This is a genomic window from Terrimonas pollutisoli (genome assembly GCF_029360765.1).
Taxonomy (GTDB): domain Bacteria; phylum Bacteroidota; class Bacteroidia; order Chitinophagales; family Chitinophagaceae; genus Terrimonas_B; species Terrimonas_B pollutisoli.
The window spans coordinates 14,263-40,824 of sequence record NZ_JARKNA010000028.1; the positions used below are offsets into that span (position 1 = coordinate 14,263).

At 40.6% G+C, this 26,562-nt stretch carries 23 protein-coding genes; 14 read left to right on the forward strand and 9 right to left on the reverse strand.

The window, feature by feature from the left end:
• Window positions 1–52: 52 nt before the first annotated feature.
• From P2W73_RS25075 to P2W73_RS25090, 4 genes are all read left to right on the forward strand, one after another.
• The gene (locus tag P2W73_RS25075; RefSeq protein WP_276504855.1) at window positions 53–1,186 is read left to right on the forward strand and encodes a lysophospholipid acyltransferase family protein; all 1,134 of its coding nucleotides are present in this window, start codon (window positions 53–55) and stop codon (window positions 1,184–1,186) included.
• Window positions 1,187–1,197: 11 nt separating this feature from the next.
• Complete coding sequence (locus P2W73_RS25080; RefSeq protein ID WP_276504856.1) at window positions 1,198–2,286, forward strand: sensor histidine kinase; 1,089 nt, start codon at window positions 1,198–1,200, stop codon at window positions 2,284–2,286.
• A gap of 2 nt (window positions 2,287–2,288) precedes the next feature.
• Window positions 2,289–3,008, forward strand: coding sequence for a LytR/AlgR family response regulator transcription factor (locus P2W73_RS25085; protein WP_276504857.1), 720 nt, complete (start codon window positions 2,289–2,291; stop codon window positions 3,006–3,008).
• A gap of 116 nt (window positions 3,009–3,124) precedes the next feature.
• Complete coding sequence (locus P2W73_RS25090) at window positions 3,125–3,400, forward strand: hypothetical protein (RefSeq protein WP_276504858.1); 276 nt, start codon at window positions 3,125–3,127, stop codon at window positions 3,398–3,400.
• A 371-nt stretch (window positions 3,401–3,771) separates the two neighbouring features.
• Here the strand turns inward: P2W73_RS25090 and P2W73_RS25095 are convergent, their stop codons facing one another.
• The 8 genes from P2W73_RS25095 to P2W73_RS25130 form a co-directional block, all read right to left on the reverse strand.
• Window positions 3,772–4,404, reverse strand: coding sequence for a Crp/Fnr family transcriptional regulator (locus P2W73_RS25095; RefSeq protein ID WP_276504859.1), 633 nt, complete (start codon window positions 4,402–4,404; stop codon window positions 3,772–3,774).
• Between the two features lie 189 nt (window positions 4,405–4,593).
• The gene (locus tag P2W73_RS25100; protein WP_276504860.1) at window positions 4,594–4,788 is read right to left on the reverse strand and encodes a hypothetical protein; all 195 of its coding nucleotides are present in this window, start codon (window positions 4,786–4,788) and stop codon (window positions 4,594–4,596) included.
• Between the two features lie 180 nt (window positions 4,789–4,968).
• Window positions 4,969–5,415 (reverse strand): response regulator, encoded by a 447-nt coding sequence (locus tag P2W73_RS25105; RefSeq protein WP_276504861.1) that lies wholly within the window; start codon window positions 5,413–5,415, stop codon window positions 4,969–4,971.
• Window positions 5,416–5,433: 18 nt separating this feature from the next.
• Window positions 5,434–6,585: a sensor histidine kinase gene (locus P2W73_RS25110; RefSeq protein WP_276504862.1), complete on the reverse strand. Its 1,152-nt coding sequence runs from the start codon at window positions 6,583–6,585 to the stop codon at window positions 5,434–5,436.
• Between the two features lie 18 nt (window positions 6,586–6,603).
• Window positions 6,604–10,242 carry a response regulator gene (locus P2W73_RS25115; RefSeq protein WP_276504863.1) on the reverse strand — a complete coding sequence of 1,213 codons (3,639 nt, stop codon included), beginning with the start codon at window positions 10,240–10,242 and terminating at the stop codon, window positions 6,604–6,606.
• A gap of 10 nt (window positions 10,243–10,252) precedes the next feature.
• A complete protein-coding gene (locus P2W73_RS25120; RefSeq protein WP_276504864.1) occupies window positions 10,253–10,822 on the reverse strand; it encodes a chemotaxis protein CheB in 570 nt (189 codons plus the stop codon).
• A gap of 299 nt (window positions 10,823–11,121) precedes the next feature.
• Window positions 11,122–11,958, reverse strand: coding sequence for a CheR family methyltransferase (locus tag P2W73_RS25125; RefSeq protein ID WP_276504865.1), 837 nt, complete (start codon window positions 11,956–11,958; stop codon window positions 11,122–11,124).
• A gap of 735 nt (window positions 11,959–12,693) precedes the next feature.
• Entirely contained in the window at window positions 12,694–12,912 is a 219-nt protein-coding gene (locus P2W73_RS25130; protein ID WP_276504876.1) for an efflux RND transporter permease subunit, read from the reverse strand.
• Window positions 12,913–13,398: 486 nt separating this feature from the next.
• Here P2W73_RS25130 and P2W73_RS25135 point away from each other — a divergent pair, with 486 nt between their 5' ends.
• From P2W73_RS25135 to kdpB, 6 genes are all read left to right on the forward strand, one after another.
• Entirely contained in the window at window positions 13,399–15,201 is a 1,803-nt protein-coding gene (locus tag P2W73_RS25135; RefSeq protein WP_276504866.1) for a PAS domain S-box protein, read from the forward strand.
• 10 nt (window positions 15,202–15,211) lie between these two features.
• Window positions 15,212–15,628, forward strand: coding sequence for a response regulator (locus tag P2W73_RS25140; protein ID WP_276504867.1), 417 nt, complete (start codon window positions 15,212–15,214; stop codon window positions 15,626–15,628).
• A gap of 284 nt (window positions 15,629–15,912) precedes the next feature.
• On the forward strand, window positions 15,913–17,247 hold the full coding sequence (locus tag P2W73_RS25145) for a sigma-54-dependent transcriptional regulator (protein ID WP_276504868.1): 1,335 nt from the start codon (window positions 15,913–15,915) through the stop codon (window positions 17,245–17,247).
• A gap of 547 nt (window positions 17,248–17,794) precedes the next feature.
• Window positions 17,795–17,872, forward strand: coding sequence for a K(+)-transporting ATPase subunit F (gene kdpF / locus P2W73_RS25150; protein ID WP_276504877.1), 78 nt, complete (start codon window positions 17,795–17,797; stop codon window positions 17,870–17,872).
• 4 nt (window positions 17,873–17,876) lie between these two features.
• On the forward strand, window positions 17,877–19,595 hold the full coding sequence (gene kdpA, locus P2W73_RS25155; protein WP_276504869.1) for a potassium-transporting ATPase subunit KdpA: 1,719 nt from the start codon (window positions 17,877–17,879) through the stop codon (window positions 19,593–19,595).
• A 90-nt stretch (window positions 19,596–19,685) separates the two neighbouring features.
• Window positions 19,686–21,740: a potassium-transporting ATPase subunit KdpB gene (gene kdpB / locus P2W73_RS25160; protein ID WP_276504870.1), complete on the forward strand. Its 2,055-nt coding sequence runs from the start codon at window positions 19,686–19,688 to the stop codon at window positions 21,738–21,740.
• Window positions 21,741–21,807: 67 nt separating this feature from the next.
• On the opposite strand, the gene P2W73_RS25165 is transcribed toward kdpB, so the two are convergent.
• Complete coding sequence (locus P2W73_RS25165) at window positions 21,808–22,047, reverse strand: hypothetical protein (protein ID WP_276504871.1); 240 nt, start codon at window positions 22,045–22,047, stop codon at window positions 21,808–21,810.
• A gap of 33 nt (window positions 22,048–22,080) precedes the next feature.
• Here P2W73_RS25165 and P2W73_RS25170 point away from each other — a divergent pair, with 33 nt between their 5' ends.
• The 4 genes from P2W73_RS25170 to P2W73_RS25185 all read left to right on the forward strand — a co-directional run bounded on the left by P2W73_RS25170 (window position 22,081) and on the right by P2W73_RS25185 (window position 26,233).
• A complete protein-coding gene (locus tag P2W73_RS25170; protein ID WP_276504872.1) occupies window positions 22,081–22,635 on the forward strand; it encodes a K(+)-transporting ATPase subunit C in 555 nt (184 codons plus the stop codon).
• 93 nt (window positions 22,636–22,728) lie between these two features.
• Complete coding sequence (locus P2W73_RS25175; RefSeq protein ID WP_276504873.1) at window positions 22,729–23,850, forward strand: sensor protein KdpD; 1,122 nt, start codon at window positions 22,729–22,731, stop codon at window positions 23,848–23,850.
• Entirely contained in the window at window positions 23,850–25,550 is a 1,701-nt protein-coding gene (locus P2W73_RS25180) for a sensor histidine kinase (protein WP_276504874.1), read from the forward strand. The genes P2W73_RS25175 and P2W73_RS25180 overlap by 1 nt, the downstream gene beginning before the upstream one ends.
• A gap of 248 nt (window positions 25,551–25,798) precedes the next feature.
• On the forward strand, window positions 25,799–26,233 hold the full coding sequence (locus P2W73_RS25185) for a response regulator (RefSeq protein ID WP_276504875.1): 435 nt from the start codon (window positions 25,799–25,801) through the stop codon (window positions 26,231–26,233).
• Window positions 26,234–26,562: the final 329 nt, after the last annotated feature.

Here is a 26,562-nt window from a genome sequence, read left to right on the forward strand (position 1 = left end):
CGATAACGCTTTTGGAGCGGCTTTTTTATTGTCTTTACCTCAACTCAATTTTATGAAACGCAGCGATTATATTCAACAAAGAGATGAACTGATCCATTATTATCAAAACCAATTTTCTTTTAACGATCATGAGCGGATGCAGGCACAGCTCAACCTGGTGAGTGCATCGCTGAGCAATTACCTTCCTACCATACCCTATTGCCAACATGAACGCCTCTACAAAGAAATACTACTACATAAAAAGCTAAGTATACTGGAGCAGTCGGCGGATTTTTTATTACAAGAGTCACCAACCGAAAATTTGAGTTGTACTGTACAAGCAGTGTTACAACAGCCCTGTATCATCTGCACTTTTCATACGGGCTCGTACCGCCTGCTTAATCTTTTTTTGGCTCAACAAGGAATACCGTTTACCCTGGTGATAGGTAAAGCGGTGATTGAACAGGATGGACAAAGGTTTTGCGAACTATATCATCAACTGCCGGGTGTGCAAGAAGATGCCTTTCATTTGCTCGATGCGGAAGCACCGGGTGCAGGGTTACAGATGTTGCGGGAACTGAAGAAAGGAAGAAGTCTTGTACTATATATCGATGGTAATACCGGTGCGGGAGCCAACACCCGTGATAATGCCAATCATTGTGTTGTGGACCTGCTGACACAACAACTCTATGCCCGCAAGGGTATAGCATACCTGGCGCATGCAGCCAGGGTGCCGATCGTGGCCGCAGCCAGTTACCGGAAAGCCCTGGACAAGGTGGCGCTGCGCTTTTTTGATCCGATTTTTCCCGACAAGGACGACCGGGCTGCTTTTGCTGAACATACTACGCAGGCGATTTATGATCTTGCTGCCCCGATCATCCAACAATACCCGGCACAATGGGAGGCATGGCTATACCTGCACCGGATGGCTAAAATAAAAAAACCAGTTTGGCCCCCTAACGAGATATTACCACGAAAAAGCGATGTCGTTTTTAATTCGGCTTTATTCGGTATTTTTAAAATGAATAATGTTCCTTTCCTTCTCAGGAAACATGATTATTCTTTTCATGAAATAGATCAGCGGCTGTATGAACTGCTGACAGCCGCTCCCCGATCTATCAATAAGGCAAGACTTGAAGCATCTGTCTTCAGGCAATTATACAGGCACCGGGTTTTGGTCGACGAGGCAATGAATAGTAGCGCCTAAAATCTAACGACATGAGAGAAGCTCTTGCCCGGGAGCCCGCTAAAGCCATTCCTGTATTGGCGCATGCCAGTGCATGGATCGTGTATGGCAGTTTTATCCATATCGCCAATTACCTGGCCGACCCGCATATCAAAATCATTAACACCGTTTTTTACCTCGTTCCGTTCTGCCTTACGTTTTATACCAGCATTTATTGCCTGAACCTATATAAGCGTAAAGGTGTCAGCTGGAGCATTGCTTCTTTTTTTATCGTATTTATCGTCATGGCCAGCATCGGTTATGGTTATATCTACCTGCTGTTGCCTATGTCGGGAATCAAATTATACAGCTCTGACAATTTCCGGGATTTTGTAAAATATGCTGTGCTGGGTTACGTGCAATATTTTTCTTATGCCCTGCTTTATTTTTATGTAGTACAATCTTTTAATAAAGAACGGCAGTTGCGCCGATTGCAGGAGGATAAACTGCGTAATGAACTTGAAAACGCGGTGCTGAAACAACAGGAGCTAAGATCACAGCAAGATAAACTTCAACTCGAATATGCTTTTATGCGGGCACAGGTGAACCCGCATTTCCTACATAACACGCTCAACGTTCTTTTTGCCCAAGCCATGGAATACAGCCAGGAACTGGCAGAAAATATTTCGAAGCTTTCGAGAATGATGCGCTATTCGATGGAAAGTGTAGAACATGAGACCGACAAAGTACCCGTGAAAAAGGAACTGGAAAACCTACAGTTGCTTATCGAGATCAACAAAATACGCTTTGACGATAAGGTGGTTCACCTGGCCATCGAAGGAGAAACTGACGGACTGATGCTGCCACCGTTATCTATGATCACCATCGTGGAAAATGCTTTTAAATATGGCGATCTGAAAGACTCACAATATCCCCTGCTGATAAAGGTGTTACTCCGCTACCGCCAGATCTATTTTTATTGCCGAAACAAAAAGCGAAAGGACAATCCTGAACTATCGTCGGGCAATATCGGCATTTCCAACCTGGGCAAACGGCTAGATGTAGGGTTTAAAAACAGATATGAAATGAAGGTAAATGACGGAGATGATTTTTACACGTTTGAACTCACCATAAATAATTAAGCATGATCAAATGTATTATCATCGACGATGAACGACCGGCGATCCGGGTTATAAAAAAGTATATCGAACGAATACCGACGCTGCAACTGATAGGGGAAACCACCAACCCCATAACAGGTATCGACATGGTCAAAACAGAAAAGCCCGACCTGGTGTTCCTGGATATACAGATGGATGAAATGAGCGGCATCGACGTGATGAAGATCATTGGCAAGGATGCGCTGGTAATATTTTGTACCGCCTATTCCGAATTTGCCGTAACGAGCTATGAATTGCATGCTATCGACTACCTGATGAAGCCTATCGAGTTTAACCGGTTTGTAAGAGCGGTGCAACGTGTGGCTGATACCATGGCGGCACAACCTACGATGTATGAAGATGCTATACCTAATGATTATATTTTTGTGAAAGCGGGACAAAAGGGGAAGATGCTGAAGATCGATATTGATGATATCGACATTGTTGAAGCCAAAAATAACTATGTAGCCTTTCACTGCGATGGCAGGAAAACAATGGCTTACCTGACATTAAAAGAACTGGAAGAACGGCTACCGTCGAGCCAGTTTATACGAGTGCATAAATCGTATATCGTGGCGCTGAAACAAATATCGCTGATGGAAAATAATGAACTGGTACTGAAAAAAGGAGGCTTGCGGATACCGATTGGCGCCAGTTATAAGGAAGCCTTTTTGGAAAGGATGAAGAGTAAACTGATGAGTTGAGAATGTGCAGCTCTATTTAAGAATTATTGTTTATAACGGACATATCTGCGGGAAGGAGGTGCCGGATTCATTAATAATTGTAAATGCATTCATAAAGGAATGAGCGAGACAATCCTATGTATTTAAATTACAGGGAATGTGGATTAACAACGGGCGGCTTCAGCCTTAAATTAAAAAACCTACCGTTTTCTCAAAAGGCCTATAGTTGCGTGGTAGTTTTTGAATATGATGTTTTCAGGCTGATGCCATTCACCGGAAAATTTTTATTGACTGATATGTATCTCAAGCTGACCAAAGAGCATATTATTTTAGGCTATTATCACGCCGGCGACAAATTTGCAGATGTTGGTAAAACGGATAGCATTGCCAGGGCAGAATCCTTGTTTCCCTGAACATTCGGGAATTTTGCGACAACAGTCATCCTAAAATCAGCCGTTTATCATTTTTCCTAAATGATGACAATTGTCAATAATTATGAATGAGGTTTGCTGTTAGTTTTGCGGTTTAACCCAATATTTTATGAGCCCTGACATTTCTAAAGTTAATGCCAGTATATCCTGCCTTATCCGTAAGCACATTCTGGGTGAGTTATCAGCAGAAGACCATGAAAAGTTGGCAAAATGGATTGAGGAGGACGCCTGCAATCAGCGATTGTTTATCCAGTTAGGATTAAATTATAAGGAGGATATGGAACTGAAAGATGTGACCGGGAGAAAGAAAGTACCTTTCCTAAAACGGTTGTTACATAGTGTCAGAAGTCCTTTCAGGTTTTTCGTTTGCGTAGTGCTTTTTTTCGTACTCTGCTAAGGGTTTCCTGAGCAACACCCAGGAACGAGGCTATGTACTTTAAGGGAACTCTATGGGCCAGGTGCGGATATTTATCCAGGAAATAATTGTACCTGTCTTCTGCTTTGGTAAGGCGGACAACAAAAGCCCGCCCTTCGGCATCTTCGTAATACTTCTGTAGTAGTTTGCGAACAGTGATGTTAAATTCCGGAAATTCTTTGTACAAGACTTCGAGATCCTCGTAGCTCAATGCAAGTAGCTCACAATCTTCCATTGCCTGAATGTATTCTTTTGAAGTGCATTGTTTATTCAGGCTTGGAATAGCGGTTACCAGCTCATTCTCGGCCGTTATCCATGTCGTCACTTCTTTGTTTCCCTGTTTGATAAATCCGCGTAAGATTCCTTTTTTAATGAAGTAGATATATTTACAAACAGCCCCGGCTTTTAAAAGCAACTCTTTATTCCTGACAGTACGGGGAATGGTGTACTCCTGCATATATTCTATGACGCCGCAGGATATCGGGTGAAAATAGCCAAGACCATCAACCAGTTGATCAATGCCGTTACAATGGGCTATTTCTGACTGTGGTCTAACAGTGTCTTTGTTCATTAATTCGTCAATGGGTTTAGAAAGCAGCAACGAGTGTGATTAAACATCGTATAGCCAGTACTAACAAGGATTATACTTTTAGAAAAAAATTCAAAGGAGTGAAGTTATAACGGAAAGAAAGCGTTATTCAAAGGGCGGAAAATCGGCGCAAATATATTAAGTCTTGTAATTTATTAAGCAGAATAATTATTAACCCTCTCCGCCTAACTCCCTATCATCATCCTGAAGATCCTCAAAGCTGGTGGATGCAGCTTTTTTCTTATCCTCTTTGTTCTTTTTTACTACTTTAAATTTATTCGCAGGGCTGCCCTTTGCAGGTAGCTTTTCTTCGGATTGCCCGGTTCCGGGCTTGCTACCGCGGGCCGCTTTTTTAGATTTTACCACAACTAAATTTACTATTTTTTGGCTGGCTTGCAGCTTGCTGATTCTCCATTAAAAAGGCTTTTAGTTTTTTCATATGTTTATTTGTTATTGTTTTTTAGCCATATGGAATTCGCCAAATAATCATCTCCTGTTGGTGACGAGCATCGTCATGGCTCATTTCATCCTATCAGCTTTTCATTTTCAGGAGCCGGGACTTTGGTTTAGCAGCAGCCAATAGGATCCCAGGTCGGCTATAGCCCTGTTGAAGGATTCAAAATTGACGGGCTTGACGATATAACTGTTTACCCCCAGCCTGCAACATTCGATAACATCCCTTTCCTCCCGGGACGAAGTGAGCACAACAACAGGGATCATCTTTTTGTGTTCATCAGCCTTTAGTTCCGTGAGAATTTCAAGACCGTTTACTCTGGGCAGCTTAAGGTCAAGAATAATCAGTTTGAGACCGGATAGCTGGTCGCTGCCTGAATAAGCGCCCCTGGAAAAAATGAAATCAAGCGCTTCAGCACCATCATCAATGTGTTTTAATTTATCAGCAAGATTATGCTTTTTCAAAGTCCTGATGGCCAGTTCTGCGTCATAATCATTATCTTCTATAAAAAGGATTTCTACCGGGCTATATTCATTCATATCTTGTAATTGTTTTAATCAGCGTTCGTATACCAAATCCTGGTTCTGATATGCAGCAGGCAGGCTAAAATAAAAAGTAGCTCCCTTGTCCACTGTAGCTTCTGCCCATACTTCGCCTCCGCTTTTGGAAATGATTCGCTGCACAATGGCCAGGCCAATACCAGTTCCTTCAAACTCATCGGGCTTGTGCAGGCGTTGGAATACACCAAAAAGCTTATTATAATAACTCATATCAAACCCGGCACCATTATCTTTTATATAAAAGACACTTTTAGCTTCTTTTGTATATCCACCCACTTCGACAACGGGGTTCTCCTTTTTGCCGGAATATTTTACAGCATTTGACAGCAGGTTTTCCAGGACCCGCTTAAGTAATTCAGGATCGCCTTTTACTTCGGGCAGATCAGCAATATTCCATTGCAGTTTTTTATTAAGGGCGGGATTTTGCTCAAGGTCATTAATAACTTCTTTTACGAGTGTGTTCAAATCAATAGTTTGCTTTACCAGTTCCTTTTTCCCCAGGCGGGAAAGATCCAATAAGCTGTCAATAAGCGCCGCCATTTTTTGAGCGTTTTCAGATATATTGCCAAGCAAACGTTTGGCTTCTTCATCCAATAGTTTTTCATAATCCTCCTTTAAAATGTGAGCATAGGCATTCATGGCCCGCAAGGGGGATCTCAGATCATGTGATACGGAGTAAGTAAAAGATTCCAGTTCATTATTTATCTGTACCAGCTCAGCATTTTTTCGTTTGAGATCTCCGTTGAGCTTATACAATTCTATTTCCTGCTGATGTTTTTCGATAAAGAATTTTACTTTGTTAATCAATATTTCTGATTGAAATGGCTTGGTAATAAAACTAAAGGCTCCTTTTTCATATCCCTTAAAAACATTCAGGTTGTCTGTATAAACCGCAGATATGAATATAAATGGGACGTGAGCTGTTTTTTCTTCCTCTCTTAATATACCTGCCAGTTCATAACCATCCATTCCGGGCATTTGTATATCGAGCAGCGCCAGGGCAAAATCATTATGCAAAGTAGCTTTCAAGGCATCATTTCCGCTGGCGGCTTTTATCAATTCAATATCCAGGTCTTTCAACACAATTTCCAAAGCCCGTAAATTTTCAGGTTTGTCATCTACAATTAATATTTTCGGTTTTGCGTCCATTGCAAATTGTTTTATGTTTTATTTGCTGAGCCAGACACGCATAAGAGAAAGCAAACGATCTACTTCTACAGGTTTTGAAATATAGTCATTGGCCCCGGCGTCAATGCATTTCTGTTTATCTTCTTTCATGGCTTTGGCAGTTACAGCAATAACAGGCAATTGTTTAAACTTTGGCTGCAATCTTATTTTGCGCATGGCTTCAAACCCATCCATTTCCGGCATCATGATGTCCATTAATACCAAATCTATTTCGCCATGCCTATCGAGTATTTCCAGTGCGTTAATTCCATTTTCGGCCTTTATCACTTCCATTCCATATTCTTTTAAAATCTTTGATAATGCAAATACGTTGCGCATATCATCATCTGCCAACAATATTTTCTTGCCTTTGAAAATAATATCTTTATCGTAAAGGCTGGCAATAAGCCGCTGTTTGGTTTCAGGCAGGTTACTGATCGTTCTGTGCAGGAAAAGCGCCGTTTCATCCAGCAGCCGTTCTTCCGATTTCACCCCTTTAATAATGATAGTTTCGGCGTATTTCTGCAATTCAGCATTTTCCTCCCTTGTCAGTTCCTTACCGGTGTAGACTATTACAGGAGGAATGATTTTCTCTTTCTTTTTTTCGAATTTCCGGATCAACTCAAACCCGCTGACATCCGGCAAACCAATATCCAGAACAATACAATCAATATGATTTTCTTCAAAAATTGCCAATGCTTCTTTTCCTGTTCCTGCTTCAAAACATCTCACGTCCCCGTTACCAATCAGTTTTTGTATTGCTTTGCGGGAATTTTCATCATCTTCAACAATGAGGAGATGCTTCATCTTTCTGTCAATAAAATTTTCTATCCTGTTAAATGCTTCATCCAATTGCCTTTTATTGATTGGTTTATTAAGATACTCCACCGCACCTTCTTTAATAGGTTTCAGGGAGCGTTCTTCAACAGACATGATATGAACAGGAATATGTCGCAGGAACGGGTTCGATTTTAATTGGGACAGCACTTTATAGCCACTGATACCTGGCAAATCAATATCCAGGATAACGGCATGAGGCAGGTATTTTTCTGCCAGTACCAGTCCATCTTCGCCCGTTGCTGCAGCAAGGCATTTGAACCCTTTGTTGTGAGCCTGCTTCAGAAGAATTTCTGCAAATTTTAAATCATCTTCAATAACAAGAACGATCTTATCATCTTCTCCAATTGCTTTTCTATCATCTTCAATTGCAGGATAATTGAGAAAGGCATTAGCGTTTACAGGTACTTTTTTAAAGCGGTCAATATCTTCCGGCACAATAGAAATTACTGCTTCCTTGTGTTGTATTTCCTGCGGGATAACAAGTGTAAAGGTTGACCCTTCACCTGTTTTGCTGGTGAGAGTAATTTCTCCATTCAGCAATTTGGCAAGTTCTCTTGAAATAGAAAGTCCCAATCCTGTACCGCCATATTTCCTGGATGTACTTCCATCGCCCTGCTGAAATGCTTCAAATATTGTCAACTGTTTTCCCTGGGAAATTCCTATTCCTGTATCAGTGACGGATATGGCAATTTTGTTTTCTCCGTTCCCGTAAATGTTTACAGTAATGCTTCCCTGTTCAGTAAATTTTACTGCATTTGACAGCAGGTTTTTCAAGATTTGGTTCAGCCGCTGGGGATCTGTATGGATGTACTCCGGCAACTGTTTGCTTATGTTTACATTTAACCCGAGGCCCTTTTGTTCTGCCTGGTGCTTAAAATCCCCGTAAAGGCCATCTGCCAATTTTTTTAATGCCAACTTTTCTATATTAAGCACCATTTTCCCCGCTTCAATTTTGGATAAATCCAGCACTTCATTTATCAGCGTCAGCAAATCCTGACCGCTTTTATAAATGATGCCGGCAGACTCCACTTGTTCTTTTGTAAGATTCTCAGATTTGTTATCTGACAGGTCTTTAGAAAGAATAAGTAAGCTGTTGAGCGGGGTTCTTAGCTCATGCGACATGTTGGCCAGAAACTCAGATTTATACCGGCTGCTTATTTCCAATTGCCTGGTTTTTTGTTCTATATCGCCCCGTGCAGATTCAACTTCTTTATTTCTTACTTCCAGTGCCTGTGTTTGCTCTTCCAGTTCTTCGTTGGTCATTTGCAGCTCTTCCTGCTGTTGTTTCAGGTTTTGTGTTTGTTCTTCCAGTTCTTCGTTCACCTGCCTAAGTTCTTCCTGCTGACTTTGAAGCTCTTCACTCTGTACCTGTGTTTCCTCCAATAATTCCTGTATGCGTTTTCGGGATATAGCTGAATTAATGCTTATTCCAATGCTTTCCATGGAAGATTTGATGAATTCTTTTTCCGTCCCGGTAAAATCTGTTAACCGTCCAAGCTCTATAACTCCCAGTGTCTTTCCCTCAAACATGAAAGGAGTAATGATCAGATGCCGTGGCTTTGCATCGAGGACGGATGAAACAATGCGTATATCTTCATCTTTTATATCCGTTAAAAACATTTGTTTTTGCTCATGGGCAACCTGCCCGATCAGCCCTTCACCCGAATTAAATTTTTTTCTTATCCCATTTCCATTTTCAGACGAAAATGCATATTGCCCCGAAAGAGTAAGAGTGTTTTCTTTTTCATTGAGCAAATAGACAGAACCGATGTTGGCCTTAAGATAGCCGCATAAAAAAGCGATCGTATTAGAAGCCAGTTCCTCTATGCCCTGGTCGCCGCGCAATTTTTCATTAAGACGATTCTGGCCTGTAGTAAGCCATGTGTGCTTTTCGTTTTCTGCCGTAGTTTCACGAAGTGAGATAGTCATTTTTTTCAACGCATTACCAAGAATGTCTTTTTCAGATCTGGGAATTATTTCGACAGCGAAATTTCCGGATGAAACTTTATTGGCGTTTTCGGTGACTTCACGGAAGCTTTCATTGATGTTGATTAATGAACTGACAATAGGTCTTAATTCATCTTTTGTTTTATCCTCAAGTTTTTCATTTGTAAACTCACGGCTTGCAATTTTTTCGGCTTCAAAAGCAATGGATGTGATCCTTTTGGTGATTCCCTGGATAATCCAGTAGGCAATGCCAATAGACAGAATAAGCGCTGCAATTATCAATGTGATCACCAGGTTAAGCGAGGATTTGTAACTCTGATCACTGACGGCCTTATCATTTGCCATGCTTTTTTCATTCTTTTCAACAATTTTTTGTAATTGGGTAATGGCGGCGTCCCTGACTTTTGCACCCTTGTCAATAGAAATCCTAAATGCCTTTTCATCTTCATTCTTCAGGGCCAGTAAAACTATTTCATCAAGATCTGCTTTATAGCTGCTCCATGAATTATTAAATTCATTCAGGAACGCTTTCCCTTTTTCGTCAGATAGTTCAAATAATTCATTCATCTTTTTATCGATTATGCCCAATGGCTGATAGATCCGATCTTTATAGTAATCCTTTTTCACAGGGTCTTTTTCCAGTATAATATTTTTTTCATGCCGGCCTGCATCGAGTACAAGTATCAGCAGTTCATGTGAAAGATTTATTCTTTTTGACGACACGTCTACTAAATTCTCCAGTCTTCCGTTTGTTTCCGACAGCTTGTTTGACATAAGAAGCCCTACAACAATAAGGAGGAGTACAATAACTGAAAATCCGCCTAATAGCCTGGTTTTAATAGAATGGTTCATATTCTTGGAATTAAGGTTTCTTGTTTATTTCTATGAGGATATCTGCGATTCTTTCTAACGATAAAATATGGTCAACAGGCGATTTCTCAATGGCAGAAACCGGCATAAAAGCTGACTCGGCAGTTTCAGGATCCTGGACTATGATCAGCCCACCGTGCTTTTTTATTCTTTGTGCACCCTCAGTACCATCATTATTTGCACCAGTTAGAATTACACCGATAAGCCTTTCTTTATAAACATCTGCTGCGGATTCAAAAAGTACATCAATAGAAGGGCGGGCGAAGTTTATCCGTTTGTCGGCAGAAAGAGAAAGTGTTTCATCCCGCTCAACCAGTAGGTGATAATTGGGAGGAGCTATATATACATATCCTTGTTGTATCTTTTCTTTTTCATCGGCTTCTTTTACATGAAGCTCACATAAGTTGTCCAGCATTTCTATCCAATAACTGTTGGAAGTTGCACTTATATGCTGTACGATGATAACAGGCATGCTAAAACCCGCAGGCAAGACTGGCAAGATGGCTTTCAAGGCATTCATTCCACCTGACGATGCACCTATAACGACGGCTTTATATGGCATACAATTAAATTACCCGCTGCAAAGCAGGAGGATTTATTGTTGCTACTAAAGGCCTGTAACAGACCGGGGCATATGGGCTTGCTTCTTACGACAATACTCTTCTTAGTGATATTTTATCTTTAATCCCGCTACTATTCCGGCATATATCTGCCGTGTTTATACAATAGCCCTTTCAAAAAATGATTACCCCACCAGGTTTCTCTTTGAATATTAGACTATCGTGAGGCAATTACTGTAAGATGAACTGTTACTCATAACTGACGAAGAATAAAAGTTATGAGCCTCACTAATTAACTAATTTAGTAAATAGTTTCATACTTTTTTTTAAAAATCCTTTGCTTTCTCTCTACTTCTGTATAAGAATCGAAAAAATTGCTAAACCGCAAGCTTTCCTTAGCTCCCAGGCACAAGATTCCACCGTTGACAAGACTGTCAAAAAAAAGTTTATGCACCTTATTTTGCAGTTCCCTGTTAAAATATATAAGCACATTACGGCACAAGATCATATTTACTTCTGCAAAAACACTGTCAGTAACAAGATTGTGATTGGCCCATACTATATTTTTTTTAAGCGATTGTTTCATAATTACCATATTGTAACTCGACGTATAATAGTCCGAAAATGATTCTTTTCCTCCCGACGCCTGATAGTTGGCGGTATATTCTTTTATTGCTTCGCAGGAGTAAATTCCTTCTTTTGCCTGGTTTATTGCCTGCTGGTTAAAATCTGTGGCATAAATAGTGACCCGATCATACAGGTCTTCTTCTTTTAAAGCGATAGCCATAGAGTAAACTTCTTCACCGGTTGAACAGCCTGCATGCCATATTTTAATGAAAGAATAAGTTTTCAAAAACGGAATAACTTTCTCCCGTAATGATTTATAAAAATCAGGATCACGAAACATTTCCGATACAGTAATGGATAAATCCAGGAGAAGTTGGGATGCAAACAGTTCATCATGAAGAATCCTGAACTGCACTTCCGGAATATTTTTCAAGCCGGACAGAAGCATCCTGTTCATAATCCTGCGCCTGATATGCGCCTCAGAATATTGCCGGAAATCATATCCATATTTCTGAAAGACAGCTTCCAGTAACAGCGATATTTCGATTTCATTTGTGCTTTTTGCAATCATAAAACACTTAAAACTAACTCTAAGAATTAGTACAATGCGATATTGAAAGATACAAATAAACGGGTTCTTTCAAACGTCAGCGGCACTTTGAGCAATGGCCAATGGCTGATTTGACACCCCGACAGGAGCAAGAAAAGAAGAAAGAAAACCATGTAGATAATAACAACGCTTTCAGGAGTAGTATCTGACAGGTCCGATTAGCGCAGGTTATAAAGAATTGTTTTTAGCACGAATGAAGAGTAAGCTGATGAGTTGATATGAGACCCTTTTCATGATTTGATTTCTTTTCAAAGGGGGAAAAACTTACCACAATGTGATACTCATTGTAGTATTCATTCCTCTCAGGGAGATAATTCCAGTATTTAAAAGGTTGACAATTCCTTTTCCCGAATATGGCTTATTAATTGTTTATCATTTAGCAGATTTTCGTTGAATTATGGATTTTTAAAACAGGGGAAGATTTTTATCTACCCCTTTTATTTTTTTTTTAAACGGTTCGTATTTATATAATTGACTTTTTCATGTTTGGGTGGTCAATACGAACAGCTTTGTAACGCCTTGGCGTTACAAAGAACCCGGTGTGAAATGTTTGAAAAAGATGGATAATAATTTTTCTTCTGCTCTTTATCAATGACTGAATACTGATCAGGCGGTCAAAGTTAATTATGGCGATACCTGCGATAGTAGAACGTCTCTTTACACTTCATGCTGCAAAAGACACCAATAGCACAGCTATCATTTTTTCACAAGTTCCACCAAAGCTGTTAAACTTGTCAGCACAATGGGCAGGAACCGGAGTTCGACCGCTTCTTTTATCGCTTCATCGAGGCTTTTTCTCTCTGCACGTAATTGATTGGTAAAATCAACAAGTAAAATAGAAATCCTTACCTCGATACATGCCAGCCCAATAAATCCGGTTTGGAAAAAATATACATGACTATAGGGGTAATCAATTAAATGGTTTTAGTGAATATCATAATAGTTGAAAAATTCTTTCAACTTCATATCCAGTCCAATCGCAATTAACAATTAAACAAAGTAACTTTCCTGAGGAATAAATTTTACGCACAGCATTATCTCCAGTGCTTACCAATGACTCAGTATGTCGCGGATATAAAAGTCTTACCTCTTAAAACAATACGGAAAAAGAGTATTCCGCCAGCGATAAAAATACCGGCCCATCCTGTTGTTTATCCATCCAAAAAACTGAATGAAGCAAGCACGGCAAATGAAAAGGAAAACCCCTTCATAAATGGATCATGCCTGGGTAGTCCGATGCATATCCGTCCCGGGCATGATTTTTTTTAGCAATCCCCGACACCAATTTAAGTCCAGTCCTTTATAGATCTCTGTCCCAACCTTCCAAATGCATTTTGACTGAATGTAATTTTTAATTTGTAAGTTTAACTTTTGAGTTCTCCTTATCCAACTAACTGACTCATGAATCAACACTCTTACTCACATCTAGGTGTATTAGAATCCATAAAAGATGCTATAATTGTAAGGGATCTTGGCGGAAAAATATTTTTTGTTAACAAATCGGCAGAAAAACTTTTCGGATATGATTCAGAAGAGTTATTAGGTAAAGATGTTGAAGCCATCATTCCTTCCATAAAAGCAAACGAAGAAAGAAAATTAGTAGAAAGTATCTTATGGGGCGAACAGGTAGAAAATTATGAAACCGAAAGAATTGATAAAAATAATAATTTGATTTATGTTTCGGTAAGTTTATCCGCTTTGAAGGACGATGAAGGAAAGATCATAGGAATTACCAAAGTGATCAGGAATATTACCGAAAGGAAAAGAGCGGAAGGAAAATTTCAGGCATTGCTGGAATCGGCTCCTGATGCGATGGTCATTGTAAATAGATTCGGACAAATTGTGTTGATTAATGCACAAACAGAAAAACTATTTGGATATGAACGTTCGAACCTTCTTGGAAAGGAAGTGGAAATATTAATTCCTCCGCGTTTTAAAGACAAACATCCCGGACACCGCAAACATTTTTTTGCAGACCCTAAAGTTAGAGAGATGGGTGCGGGGCTTGAACTTTACGGCATGCGTAAGAACGGAACAGAATTTCCTGTCGAAATTAGTTTAAGCCCGCTGAAACTTGAAGAAGGAATGTTTGTTTCGGCCGCTATCCGTGATATTACAATCAGAAAAAAGATTGAAGCTAAATTCAGAGGATTGCTCGAATCAGCTCCTGACGCAATGGTAATAGTAAACAAAGAAGGCAATATTCAATTGATAAATGCACAAACAGAAAAACTATTTGACTATAAAAGGGAAGAAATCGTCGGCCAGAAAGTAGAAATACTTATCCCTGTTCGTTTCAAAGGAATTCATCCGGGTCACCGTCACAATTTTTTTTCAGCGCCAAGAACACGATCGATGGGCGCCGGCCTTGATCTTTATGGCAGAAAAAAAGATGGAACTGAATTTCCTGTAGAAATAAGTTTAAGCCCTATCGAAACAGAAGAAGGACTGCTTGTTTCCGCTGCCATCAGAGATATTACTGATCAGAAACAGGCGGCCATGGCATTGAAGGAATATGCTTCCCGCCTTGAAACTTCGAATAAAGAGCTGGAACAATTTGCTTATGTGGCTTCGCATGATTTACAGGAACCGCTCAGAAATATTACAAATTATGGCGGCTTGCTGGAACAATCAAAAGAAAATCTGAGTGAAGAATCTAATCATTTCTTAAGTGTTATAATAAAATCGGCAGATAGAATGAAAATTCTCATCCGCGAACTCTTAAATTTCTCCAGAATAGGAAGAGACAGATCAATTGAAGCAGTAGACTGCAATAAAGTGATAAATGAAGTTTTAACGGACATGCATTTTAACATTAAAGAAGCCCAGGCGCAATTAAAGGTAAATGAGATGCCAGTCATTAATGCCAATAAAATTGAGATAAAGCAGCTGTTTCAAAATCTTATAGGCAACGCACTTAAGTTTAAAAAGAAAAATATAAAACCGGAAATTCAGGTTCACTGTGAGGAGAAAAACAATGAATGGGAATTTTCGGTTAATGATAATGGTGTGGGGATTAAAGAAGAATACCTGGAAAAAATATTTTTAATCTTTCAGCGATTACATACTGAGGAACAATACCCCGGAACGGGCATTGGGCTTGCTACCTGCAAAAAGATTGTTGAATTAAATGAAGGCAATATTTGGGTGAGTTCAAAACCAGGTATTGGCTCTACATTTTATTTTACTATTCCAAAACAATAATCCAGATTTTGTGAAACAGTTGAATTGCATATTACTAATTGACGACAATGTAGATGACAATTACTTTCATTCCCGTGTAATCAGGAACGCCAATGCGGCTCAACATATAAAAACAACAGAAACAGGAGAGGAAGCACTGGAGTATTTTGAACTTGGAAAGCGGGCCCCAGGTCAATATCCTTTGCCCGACCTTATATTTCTTGATATTAATATGCCGGGGATGAATGGTTTTGATTTGTTAGAAAAAATTAAAGAAGAAAAAATAATTACGGAAGACAGGCCTGTGATTATTGTAATGCTCACAAGCTCTTTGAACCCGGGCGATGAAAAAATGGCAACTGAAAAATATTCAAATGAAATAAAAGCATTCCAAAACAAACCCCTTACCCAGGAAGTGTTAAATGAACTTATAGAAAAGTTTTTTTAATTCCCGCTTCGTTCTATTCTGTAAAAGTTCGAATCCCCTTTTTTTCCGCCCGGAGTCTCACAGCCCAGGCCAGGGCAGAGTGAACTCCGGGTTGATTGACTGCTTCCCGTTCAACCCAGATTTTGCAGCCTACTGCAAAATTTGGGTTCAATATTTTTTCAAGGTCTACCACCTAATAGACTGCATGGCTTACGCTATCATCTCCCTTTTTATTTATTCAACACGTCCACCCAACAATAACGCAATAGCTAAACTTCGGTTAAACTCATAGCTTTGCCTGACTTATGCCAGGAAATATTTTACTGATTGATGATGAAGAAGGATTGCGAAGACTCCTGGGCCGGATCATCGGTTTAGAAGGCTTTCATGTAGATGAAGCGGGAACGCTTAGGGCCGGCTTTGACCTGCTCAACAAAAAAGAAATAGATGTGGTGCTTTGCGATGTAAAATTGCCCGATGGCAACGGCGTTGATTTTGTAAAAGAGGTCAAACTAAAATACCCGTTGGCTGAAATTATCCTGCTTACCGCTTACGGAAATATTCCGGATGGCGTGCAGGCCATCAAGAATGGGGCATTTGATTACATCACCAAGGGAAATGACAATGACCGGATCGTGCCCCTGCTTTACCAGGCGATGGATAGGGTGGCGGCGCAGCGAAAATCTGCCATTAAAATCAAGAACAGGGAAACTCAGCATTTTGATGAGATAATTGGTCAAAGCTCTTTAATAAAGGAGGCCATCGCACTGGCTAAAAAAATAGCCCCTACAGATGCCAATGTTTTGCTTTTGGGAGAAACCGGAACAGGCAAAGAGATTTTTGCCAATGCTATACACAGCAACAGCAAGCGGTTTGGCCAATCTTTTATCGCTATCAATTGCAGCGCCTTTACAAAAGAACTCTTAGAGGGTGAGCTGTTTGGGCATAAGGCGGGAGCCTATACAGGCGCAACAAAAGATAAAAAAGGGCTGATCGAAATAGCCCACCAGGGAACCCTGTTTTTGGATGAAGTCGGCGAGTTAAGTATCGATCTCCAGGCAAAGCTGCTCCGGGTGATTGAAAATGGAGAGTTTATCAAACTGGGAGATGAAAAAACAACGAAGGTCAATGTAAGGATCATAGCTGCAACCAATCGTGACCTGGTCAAACGGATAGAGGAAGCTGAATTCAGGGAAGACCTGTATTACCGCTTAAATGTTTTTGCTATTCAATTACCCGCTTTGCATGATCGCAGCGAGGATATACCCGCATTGGTCGACAATTTTCTTTCCTGGTTTGGAAACCGGGAAAATAAACCTGGCTTACATGCTAACGACGAATCTTTAAAGCTATTGCAACGATACCGGTGGAAAGGAAATGTTCGTGAATTGAGAAATGTAATAGAAAGAGCTACCATCCTTGTTGATGGAAAAGAAGTGCTCCCTGAACATTTGCCTTATGAGATTCAACGACAAAATGAACAAAGCGCCACTAACCTGACACTTGCGAGTGTTGAAAAGATCCATATTCAAAAAGTGCTGCATTATACCAGGGGCAATAAAACCAGGGCCGCCGAACATTTAGGTATTGGCCTCACTACGCTTTACCGTAAGATGGAGGAATACCATATCAGTAAATAAACTCTTTCATTTTGGAAAACGACCCTTTCATTTTGAAAGGGTTTTTTGTTTTCAACTTTTTGGTTCCAGTTTTTCAATTTCACCGAAACCCGCTCTGCGCCTGGCTTCCCGGCTCCCCGCCCGGTTCCGGCTTAAACAGGCATGCCATTGGCCCTTTACCCGGCAAATCATAAAACATGGAACCAACTAAAAAAGAAGAAACCAGGTATGGGCCCGGGTTGCATATCATCTTCCCGATTGTGTATGTCACCCTGTTAGTAGCTGGTTTATTAATCAGGCATTTCACCGCTTAAGTTTTTTCATTATGAAAAATGAGCAAAACGATCAGTTCAGAGTTCTTGTTTGGGTCGTTGTCGTGTCCCTGCTTATGACGGCATTGTCGTATTTCCTGTATGTCAAATTCAAAATTTAAATATTCAAAGAGATGTTAAGTGTCCTCTTATTACTGACCGGGTTGGTTGTATTCCGGCTTCTTTTTAAGACCATTGACTGGTTCGAAAAAATTTAACCGCTGCATAAGCAGCAATAAAACATTCCTTTTATGATGATGACCGTATTATTCATTTTATCAACAGCAGTTTTCTGCTACCTGGTTTATGTATTGATCAAACCAGAAAAATTCTGATTGCATGAACAGCGAAATTTTAGGTGTACTAATTATGTTTTTGTTGGCGGTGCTGCTCGCATATCCGCTAGGCCGGTACATTGCCAAAGTTTTTAAAGGCGAAAGAACATTCACTGATTTTATGGCCCCCTTTGAACGGTTCATTTTTCGCATCAGCGGTATCAATCCCAGCGAGGGCATGAACTGGAAACAGTTTCTAAAGGCAATGCTCACCGTTAATATGCTATGGCTGGTGTATGCTATGTTCCTGCTTATTTTCCAGGATAAGCTGCCGCTGAACCCGGATGGAAATCGTGGTCAAACACCTGACCTGGCTTTTAATACGGCCGTCAGTTTTTTGGTGAACTGCGATCTGCAGCATTATTCCGGTGAATCGGGATTAACGTATTTCACGCAATTATTTGTGATCACTTTCCTGCAATTTCTCAGCGCCGCCACCGGAATAGCTGCATTAGTTGCCCTGCTCAATGGCTTCAAAGAAAAAACGACCAATAACCTCGGTAATTTTTGGAACTACCTGGTAAAATCTGTTACCAGAATTCTTTTGCCTCTCTCAATAGTTGTTGCCGTAATACTTGCTTTTAATGGTGTCCCCACCAGCTATGATGGTAAAGACAGTATTGTAACATTACAGGGTGACGGCGTACAAGTTTCGAAAGGACCAGCTGCCGGCATGATTGCCATTAAGCAGTTAGGCACAAACGGCGGTGGTTGGTTTGGAGCGAACTCTGCACATCCGCTGGAAAATCCCAACTACTTTACCAATGCCGTGGAAACCATTTCCATTCTCCTTATCCCAATCGCCCTGGTTTTTGCACTTGGTTTTTATATCAATAAAAAGAAGCTGGCGACAGTGATCTTCGGAGTCATGACGTTTCTTTTTGTGATCTTTTGCAGCATCAATATTTATTATGAAACAAAAGGCAATCCTGCCATTGATAAGTTAGGAATAGCACAAACTGCAGGGAGCATGGAGGGAAAGGAAGTAAGACTAGGCGCCGCTGCCACTGCATTCTGGAGCGTCGCCACTACTTCAACCTCCAATGGTTCGGTGAATGGCATGCATGATAGTCTTACTCCCATTTCCGGTGGTGTAGTCACTCTGGATATGATGATCAATGCACTGTATGGTGGTGTTGGCGTCGGTTTATTAAACTATTTCATCTTTATCATCATCGCTGTATTTATTTCCGGCCTGATGGTTGGACGAACACCGGAATTCATGGGGCATAAAGTAGAAGCAAGAGAAGTAAAGATTGCAGCATTGATAACGCTGTTATCAGCGTTTCTTATAAAAGGATTTACCGCACTAGCTGCTTATATGGTAGTGCATCATCCTGATATTGCATGGCAGGTAAAGCCTTCTGCATGGTTAAACAATCCATCTTACCATGGCTTTTCTGAAATGCTGTATGAATACACATCAGCCAATGCCAATAACGGTAGCGGTTTTGAGGGATTGGGTGATAATAATATTTTCTGGAACGTAACAACGGGCATCGTACTGATGCTGGGGCGCTACTTACCCATCATTGCACCGATTGCTATAGTTGGTTTACTGGCCAATAAAAAATTCATTCCTGAATCCCCGGGAACATTAAAAACAGATTCTACAACGTTCGGAGCCATGACGCTGGTAGTGATCATCATCATAACAGCTCTGTCTTACCTCCCAGCGCTGGCCCTGGGACCGCTGGCTGAGTATTTCGCCCTAAATCCCTAAAGGGACTTTAAAATCATTAAAAATGAAACATACATTATCATTTAAGAAATAAATCCTGCTTTCCTGGCAGATGCTTTCCAGGAAAAAATCATGTCTAAAAGAAAACGCAGTATAAAATTATTTGACCCGGCTTTAGTGGGCACGGCCATCAAACAATCTTTTGCAAAATTGAACCCGAGGCTGATGGTGAAGAACCCGGTAATGTTTACTGTTGAAATCGGCACTGCAGTAATGCTGGCCGTTGTATTGTATCAATTGTTAACAGGTGATAGCAGCCAGGGCGCCCTATGGTATAATATTGTCATCTTCCTTATCCTGCTCATAACTGTTTTGTTTGCAAATTTTGCTGAAGCGTTAGCAGAAACAAGGGGTAAAGCGCAGGCCGAAAGTCTTCGCAAAACAAGAGAAGACACCCCTGCGAAAAAAGTAAATGCAGTTGGAGAAACATTTAGCAGCCAGGTTCAAACAATCTCTTCTTCAGCATTGCGGCTGGGAGATTATTTTGTTTGCGAAGCCGGGGATATTATCCCGATGGATGGAGAAATTGTGGAAGGGATCGCCACCATCGATGAGTCAGCTATCACCGGTGAATCCGCCCCCGTTATTCGTGAAGCGGGTGGAGATAAATCATCCGTTACCGGCGGCACCAAGGTCTTATCCGATCGCATCGTCGTCAAAGTAACCACTCAACCCGGTGAATCATTTTTGGATAAAATGATCGCATTGGTAGAAGGCGCATCGAGACAAAAAACTCCCAATGAAATTGCACTCACTATTTTGCTGGCTGCCTTCACACTTATCTTCATCATTGTTTGTGTAACACTGAAACCATTTGCTGATTATGCCAACACGCCGATAACCATCGCCGCATTTATTTCCCTGTTTGTTTGCCTCATTCCTACAACCATCGGCGGCCTGTTATCCGCTATTGGCATTGCAGGTATGGACAGGGCGTTGCGGGCAAACGTGATTGCCAAAAGTGGTAAAGCTGTTGAAACCGCCGGCGACGTAGATGTGTTGCTATTAGATAAAACCGGTACGATCACGATTGGCAACCGAAAGGCCACTAATTTTTATCCTGCTCCTGGTGTGGATGAAAAAGAACTTATTGAAATGTCTGCAATGAGTTCTTTAGCCGATGAAACCCCGGAAGGAAAATCAATTGTCGAATTGGCTGCGCAAAAAGGGATCAATGGAAAAATAGAAACAGGCAGCGTCTCTGTTAAATTCACTGCCGAAACAAGAAGCAGCGGCGTAAATACTGCTTCCGGAACAAAAATCCGGAAAGGTGCATTTGATGCCATCCGGGATATGGCTGTCGCTGACGGTAATACTGTTCCGAAAGAAACCGAAGAAAGAGTAAAAGCCATTTCAATCAATGGAGGCACCCCTTTAGTTGTTGCGGTAAATAATAAGATAAAAGGAGTGATTGAATTGCAGGATATCATTAAACCCGGTATACAGGAGCGTTTTGAACGTTTGCGCAAGATGGGAGTGAAGACGGTGATGGTGACAGGTGATAACCCACTCACTGCAAAATACATTGCTGGCATAGCCGGTGTTGATGATTTTATTGCTGAAGCAAAGCCTGAAGACAAAATGCATTATATCCGTAAGGAACAAGTGGCAGGAAAGCTGGTAGCCATGATGGGTGATGGAACCAATGATGCTCCGGCATTGGCACAGGCCGATGTTGGCGTAGCTATGAACAGCGGCACGCAGGCCGCCAAAGAAGCGGGAAATATGGTGGACCTTGACAATGACCCCACCAAGCTGATTGAGGTGGTGGAAATAGGAAAACAATTACTAATCACAAGAGGAACACTGACCACTTTTTCTATTGCCAACGATGTGGCAAAGTATTTTGCTATCGTGCCCGCCTTGTTTATTGCATCGATACCAGCTTTGCAGTCGTTAAATATCATGAACCTGAAAAGTCCTGAGTCAGCTATTCTATCTGCGGTTATTTTTAACGCTATCATTATTCCCCTGTTGATACCGCTGGCCCTGCGGGGAGTGGCTTACAAACCAATCGGGGCTTCTGCCCTGCTAAGGAGAAACCTGCTAATCTACGGTTTGGGTGGCATTATCGCACCGTTCATAGGTATCAAACTGATTGATCTTTTAATAGGACTACTACTATAAAATTATTGCTCATAATGGACGTGTACGCTTATTATATGAATACTTCCATCGCTCAGCACCTGGTAGATCAATCATCAAATTCTTTGCTGGTAAAACTTATTGCTTTTCCTTTATTAAGATTGTCAATTGCTCTATTCAAACGGGAAAAATATTCCTCTTTGGTTTCTTTTCGCAAAATGTCTTTTGACTGCTCTTCACTAATGGCAATCGTTATTTCTAAATTCTTTTTGGATTTGAGCAGGGACTTTAACTGGTTGAAAAAATTCTCATCAAATTCACCTGCTTTAATATGAAAGACAGCATCCATAAACTTTTATTTACTCAAATTTAATTCTATTATATGAAGAAGAATATATTAATATCTTTCAAACTCACATTGGTAATGATCACCCTTTGCGCCGTATTCTATCCCCTGCTTATTGCAGCTATCGGTAAAGTAACACCGGGTGGCGGAAGAGGTGAAACGATTTTACTAAATGGCAAAGTAGTTGGCTATGAAAAAATCGGCCAGCAATTTACCGATGACAAATATTTCTGGGGGCGGCCATCTGCTGTCGATTATAATGCCGATGGTTCTGCGGGCAGCAACAAAGGGCCATCCAATCCTGATTATTTAAAAGTTGTGCAGGAAAGGATTGATAGTTTTCTTAAACACAATCCAGGCGTGAGAAGGGAAGAGATACCTGCAGAGATGGTCACTGCTTCCGGCAGCGGATTGGATCCGCATATTTCACCAGCATCCGCTTATGTGCAGGTAAAACGTGTGGCTACTGTTCGTGGCCTGGCAGAAGATAAAGTAAGAACTTTGGTGGAGCAGCATATTGAAAAATCAGTTTTTGCCCCTTCCGTAATTAATGTTTTAAAACTCAATGTGGCATTAGACGGCTTACGATAACGATAATTTCAAAGATGAAATTTTACAAAAGAAAATGGCACAACAAAGAATAATACTTTCATTACATCATCAATTTCCGTTTCATTTTGACCTATGGCCACACAGGAAGCAGATAAATGGTTAGCAAAGGTTCAGCAGGATAAAAATGGAAAGCTGAAGATTTACATCGGCATGAGTGCGGGTGTGGGGAAATCCTATCGCATGCTCCAGGAGGCACACCGCCTTTTGGCCAGCGGTGTAAACATTCGTGTTGCTTATATTGAAACACATGGCCGAAAGGAAACAGAAGCATTAATGGAAGGATTGCCTGTCATTCCACGCCGCGAAGTTTTTTATAAAGGCAAGCGGCTTGAGGAATTAGACGTACAGGCGGTTCTTTTGCTCCATCCTGCTGTTGTAATTGTGGATGAGTTGGCCCATTCCAATATTCCCGGAAGTAAAAATGAAAAACGCTGGCAGGATGTGCTCGATATTCTTGATGCAGGTATTAACGTCATATCAGCCATCAATATCCAACATATTGAAAGCATTAATGAAGATGTTGAAAAAATAACAGGCATAGAAATTAAAGAAAGGGTTCCTGATAAGATTCTGCAAATAGCCGATGAAGTCGTTAATATTGATTTAACGGCAGACGAGCTGATAACCCGCTTAAAAGAAGGAAAGATATACGATCATGCCAAAGTACAGCAGGCACTAACGAATTTTTTTCAGCCGGAAAAAATTTTACAACTCAGGGAATTAGCTTTAAAAGAAGTGGCGGGCCAGGTGGAGAGGAAGGTTGACTACGAAGTAACAACAAAAAAAGACGCCTATCGTCACGAACGTTTCCTGGCTTGCATATCCTCTAACCACGAGACGGCTCAAAAGGTGATCCGGAAAACGGCAAGGTTAGCCTCTTATTACAACAGCCATTGGTATGTGTTGTATGTGCAGACTTCAAAGGAGTCTCTTGAAAAGATTCCATTAGCTGCCCAACGACATTTAATTCATAATTTTAAAAATGCCACGGAACTGGGAGCAGAAGTAATTCAGATAAAAGGAGAAAATGTTGCCAAAGCCATTATTGATATAGTTTTGAAAAAAGGAATCACCACTGTTTGCATTGGCAAGCCTCATTTTAACTTGTTCCAGGTCATTTTAAAAACCAATGTATTTAACCAGCTCCTGACAACATTGTCAAAAAGTGAAACCGATATTATCATTTTATCATAATGGCTATTAGTGTAAAAAATAAAATCAGGCTGGGAACGCTGTTTCTCTTTTTATTACTGATATTATTGGGCGGTTTTAGTCTTTACTATCTCTCAAAACTAAAAACGGAATCCAGGAATATTATTAAGAATAATTATGAAACACTTGATTACTGCCATACTATGCAAAGGCAACTGGATGGTATTCGTTTGCATGCCCCGTCTGCTATTCAGGAGTTCGATCTCTATTTAAAAAAACAGGAAGCCAACATTACTGAACCCGGCGAAGGAAAGGCAACAAAAAGTTTACGGGAAGCATTTGACAACCTGGTGAAAGGTGACTCAAGTGAATTAAATTATAACCGCATCGAAAATTCTATCCACGCCATTCTCAGCTTGAATATGCAGGCTATAGAAAAGAAAAATAATTATGCCACCAGTTCATCCGAATCAGCAATCGCCACCATTACGGCGATTGCTGCCATTGCCTTTATTATTGGGGTAACTTTTGTTTACAATTTTCCCGGGGTTCTTGTTACTCCCATCAAAAAATTTACAGAAGCCATAAAAGAAATTTCCAAAAAGAACTACAGACACAAGATTCATTTAGAGAGTAAAGATGAATTTGGCCAGTTGGCAGGCGCCTTCAATGACATGACGGAGCGGCTAGAGGAATTTGAGAACAGCAACCTCAATAAACTCATTTTTGAAAAAACAAGAGCTGAGGCGGTTATTAATAGCCTAAAGGATGCGAGTATCGGAATAGACAAGAACAATTCGGTATTGTTCGTTAACGAACAGGCTCTTCAATTACTCGGACTAAAAGGCGAACAAACTATCGGCAAATCGGTATCGGAGCTAAGTGATAAAAACGACCTTTTCCGGTTCCTGATCACCAATGACAACAATACCCCTTTTAAAATTGTTATGGATGGAAAAGAAAATTATTTTGTAAAAGAGCTCATTGAAGTTGGCCAGGGAGAAACCAGTAATAAAGTAATCGTTCTGAAAAATATAACTTCTTTTAAGGAACTGGATGTAGCCAAGACTAATTTTATCGCCACCATTTCACACGAGCTCAAAACGCCATTGGCTTCTTCAGATTTCAGCCTCAAACTTCTCGAAGATAACCGCGTCGGCCCGCTGACAGACGAACAGAAAGAGTTAATTCAGCAAATAAAAAATGATAACCAGCGAATGCTTAAAATATTAAGCGAATTGCTGAATATGTCGCAGGTAGAAGCGGGTAAAATACAACTCACTATTCAATCCGTTTCACCCAGCCAGGTAATTGAGAGTTCAATCATGGCGGTAAGGTCCACTGCCAAAGAAAAAGAAATAACTATTGAGCAAACTATTGAAAAAAACCTGCCGGATTTCAGGGCTGATGCCGATAAGGTTAGTTGGGTGTTGAATAATTTTCTGACCAATGCCATACGATATTCTCCTTTTGAAGGCACCGTCATAGTTGCTGTTGCAAAAGCAAAAAACCAGGTTTCTTTTGCAGTTACCGATCATGGTCCTGGCATTGACCAGGTCTATATCAACCAGATATTTGAACGCTATTTCCAGATTCCGGGCAGATCAGATAAAAAAGGTTCCGGAATTGGCCTGGCTATATGCAAGGAGTTCATAGAAGCTATGGGAGGAAAAGTTTGGGTAAAAAGCCTGATTGGGGAGGGTAGTACGTTCGGATTCGATATTCCACTCGGCTTAAATTAATTTACCACAGCTTATCCATCGGTGCGAAGCCGCTCTTATTTTTTGCAATAATTTGTAAAAAATAAGATTTGGGCTGACAATACATGAATAATGGTCAGCATCTATTATAACAACTGCATCGTAGAATAACGGCTACATAAAAAATGTATTGCCAACGACATTTTTTTCATGGCAATTGATGGCAACACTACCCCACTATTTTTATTCCTTTGCTGGATGAATTTTATTGAAACTACCCTTATGAACTGATGCCAGATTCCAATATTCCCTGCACGCAGGCAACTCCATCCGTATCCTCTATGATTAATAAACCACCCTTCTCCATCGCCATCACTGATAATCATCCATTAATCCGGCAAACACTCTTTCGCATTTTAACCTCGTTTGGATATAATGTGATCATTGAGGCAGAGCACGGCCAATCATTAATTGAAAAGCTTGAAGCCGGCCAATTGCCGGATATCTGCATTATTGATTTAAAGATGCCGTTGCTGGACGGCTATAAAACCACGGAGTATATAAAGCAAAAATGGCCTTTTATTAAGGTGCTAATTTTTTCACTGGAAAATGAGACGCCGAATCAGCAAAAGGCTTTTGCCTGCGGGGCTGATGCTTATGTATCAAAACTTGATGGTCTTGAAGTATTAGAAGAAGCATTAGAGAGACTTAAAAGTGGTATATAAAAGTTTTTCTGTTTTCATTGAGCGATCAACAAGAAAGATATCTAAAAAGCCTGGATATTAATAGCAGGTAATCCGTCCTGGATAAGATGTGTTGCTACATAGAAATTCTATAGCGAGTAACATGCACGTTATCCCTTGCTTTCAAAAGAAAATGATTTGAACGATATGGTCCTTCTATAATGCCTACATATATAGGACCACCTGTTGTACTAAACCTTCGGTAGTTTGTGAAGCCTCTGATAAAGTCAGAGGCTTTTGTTTTGCAAGATTATTCATTGTAAAAATATTCAAATGCAAAACAAACAAACTACCGGCCTGCGTTGCAAGGC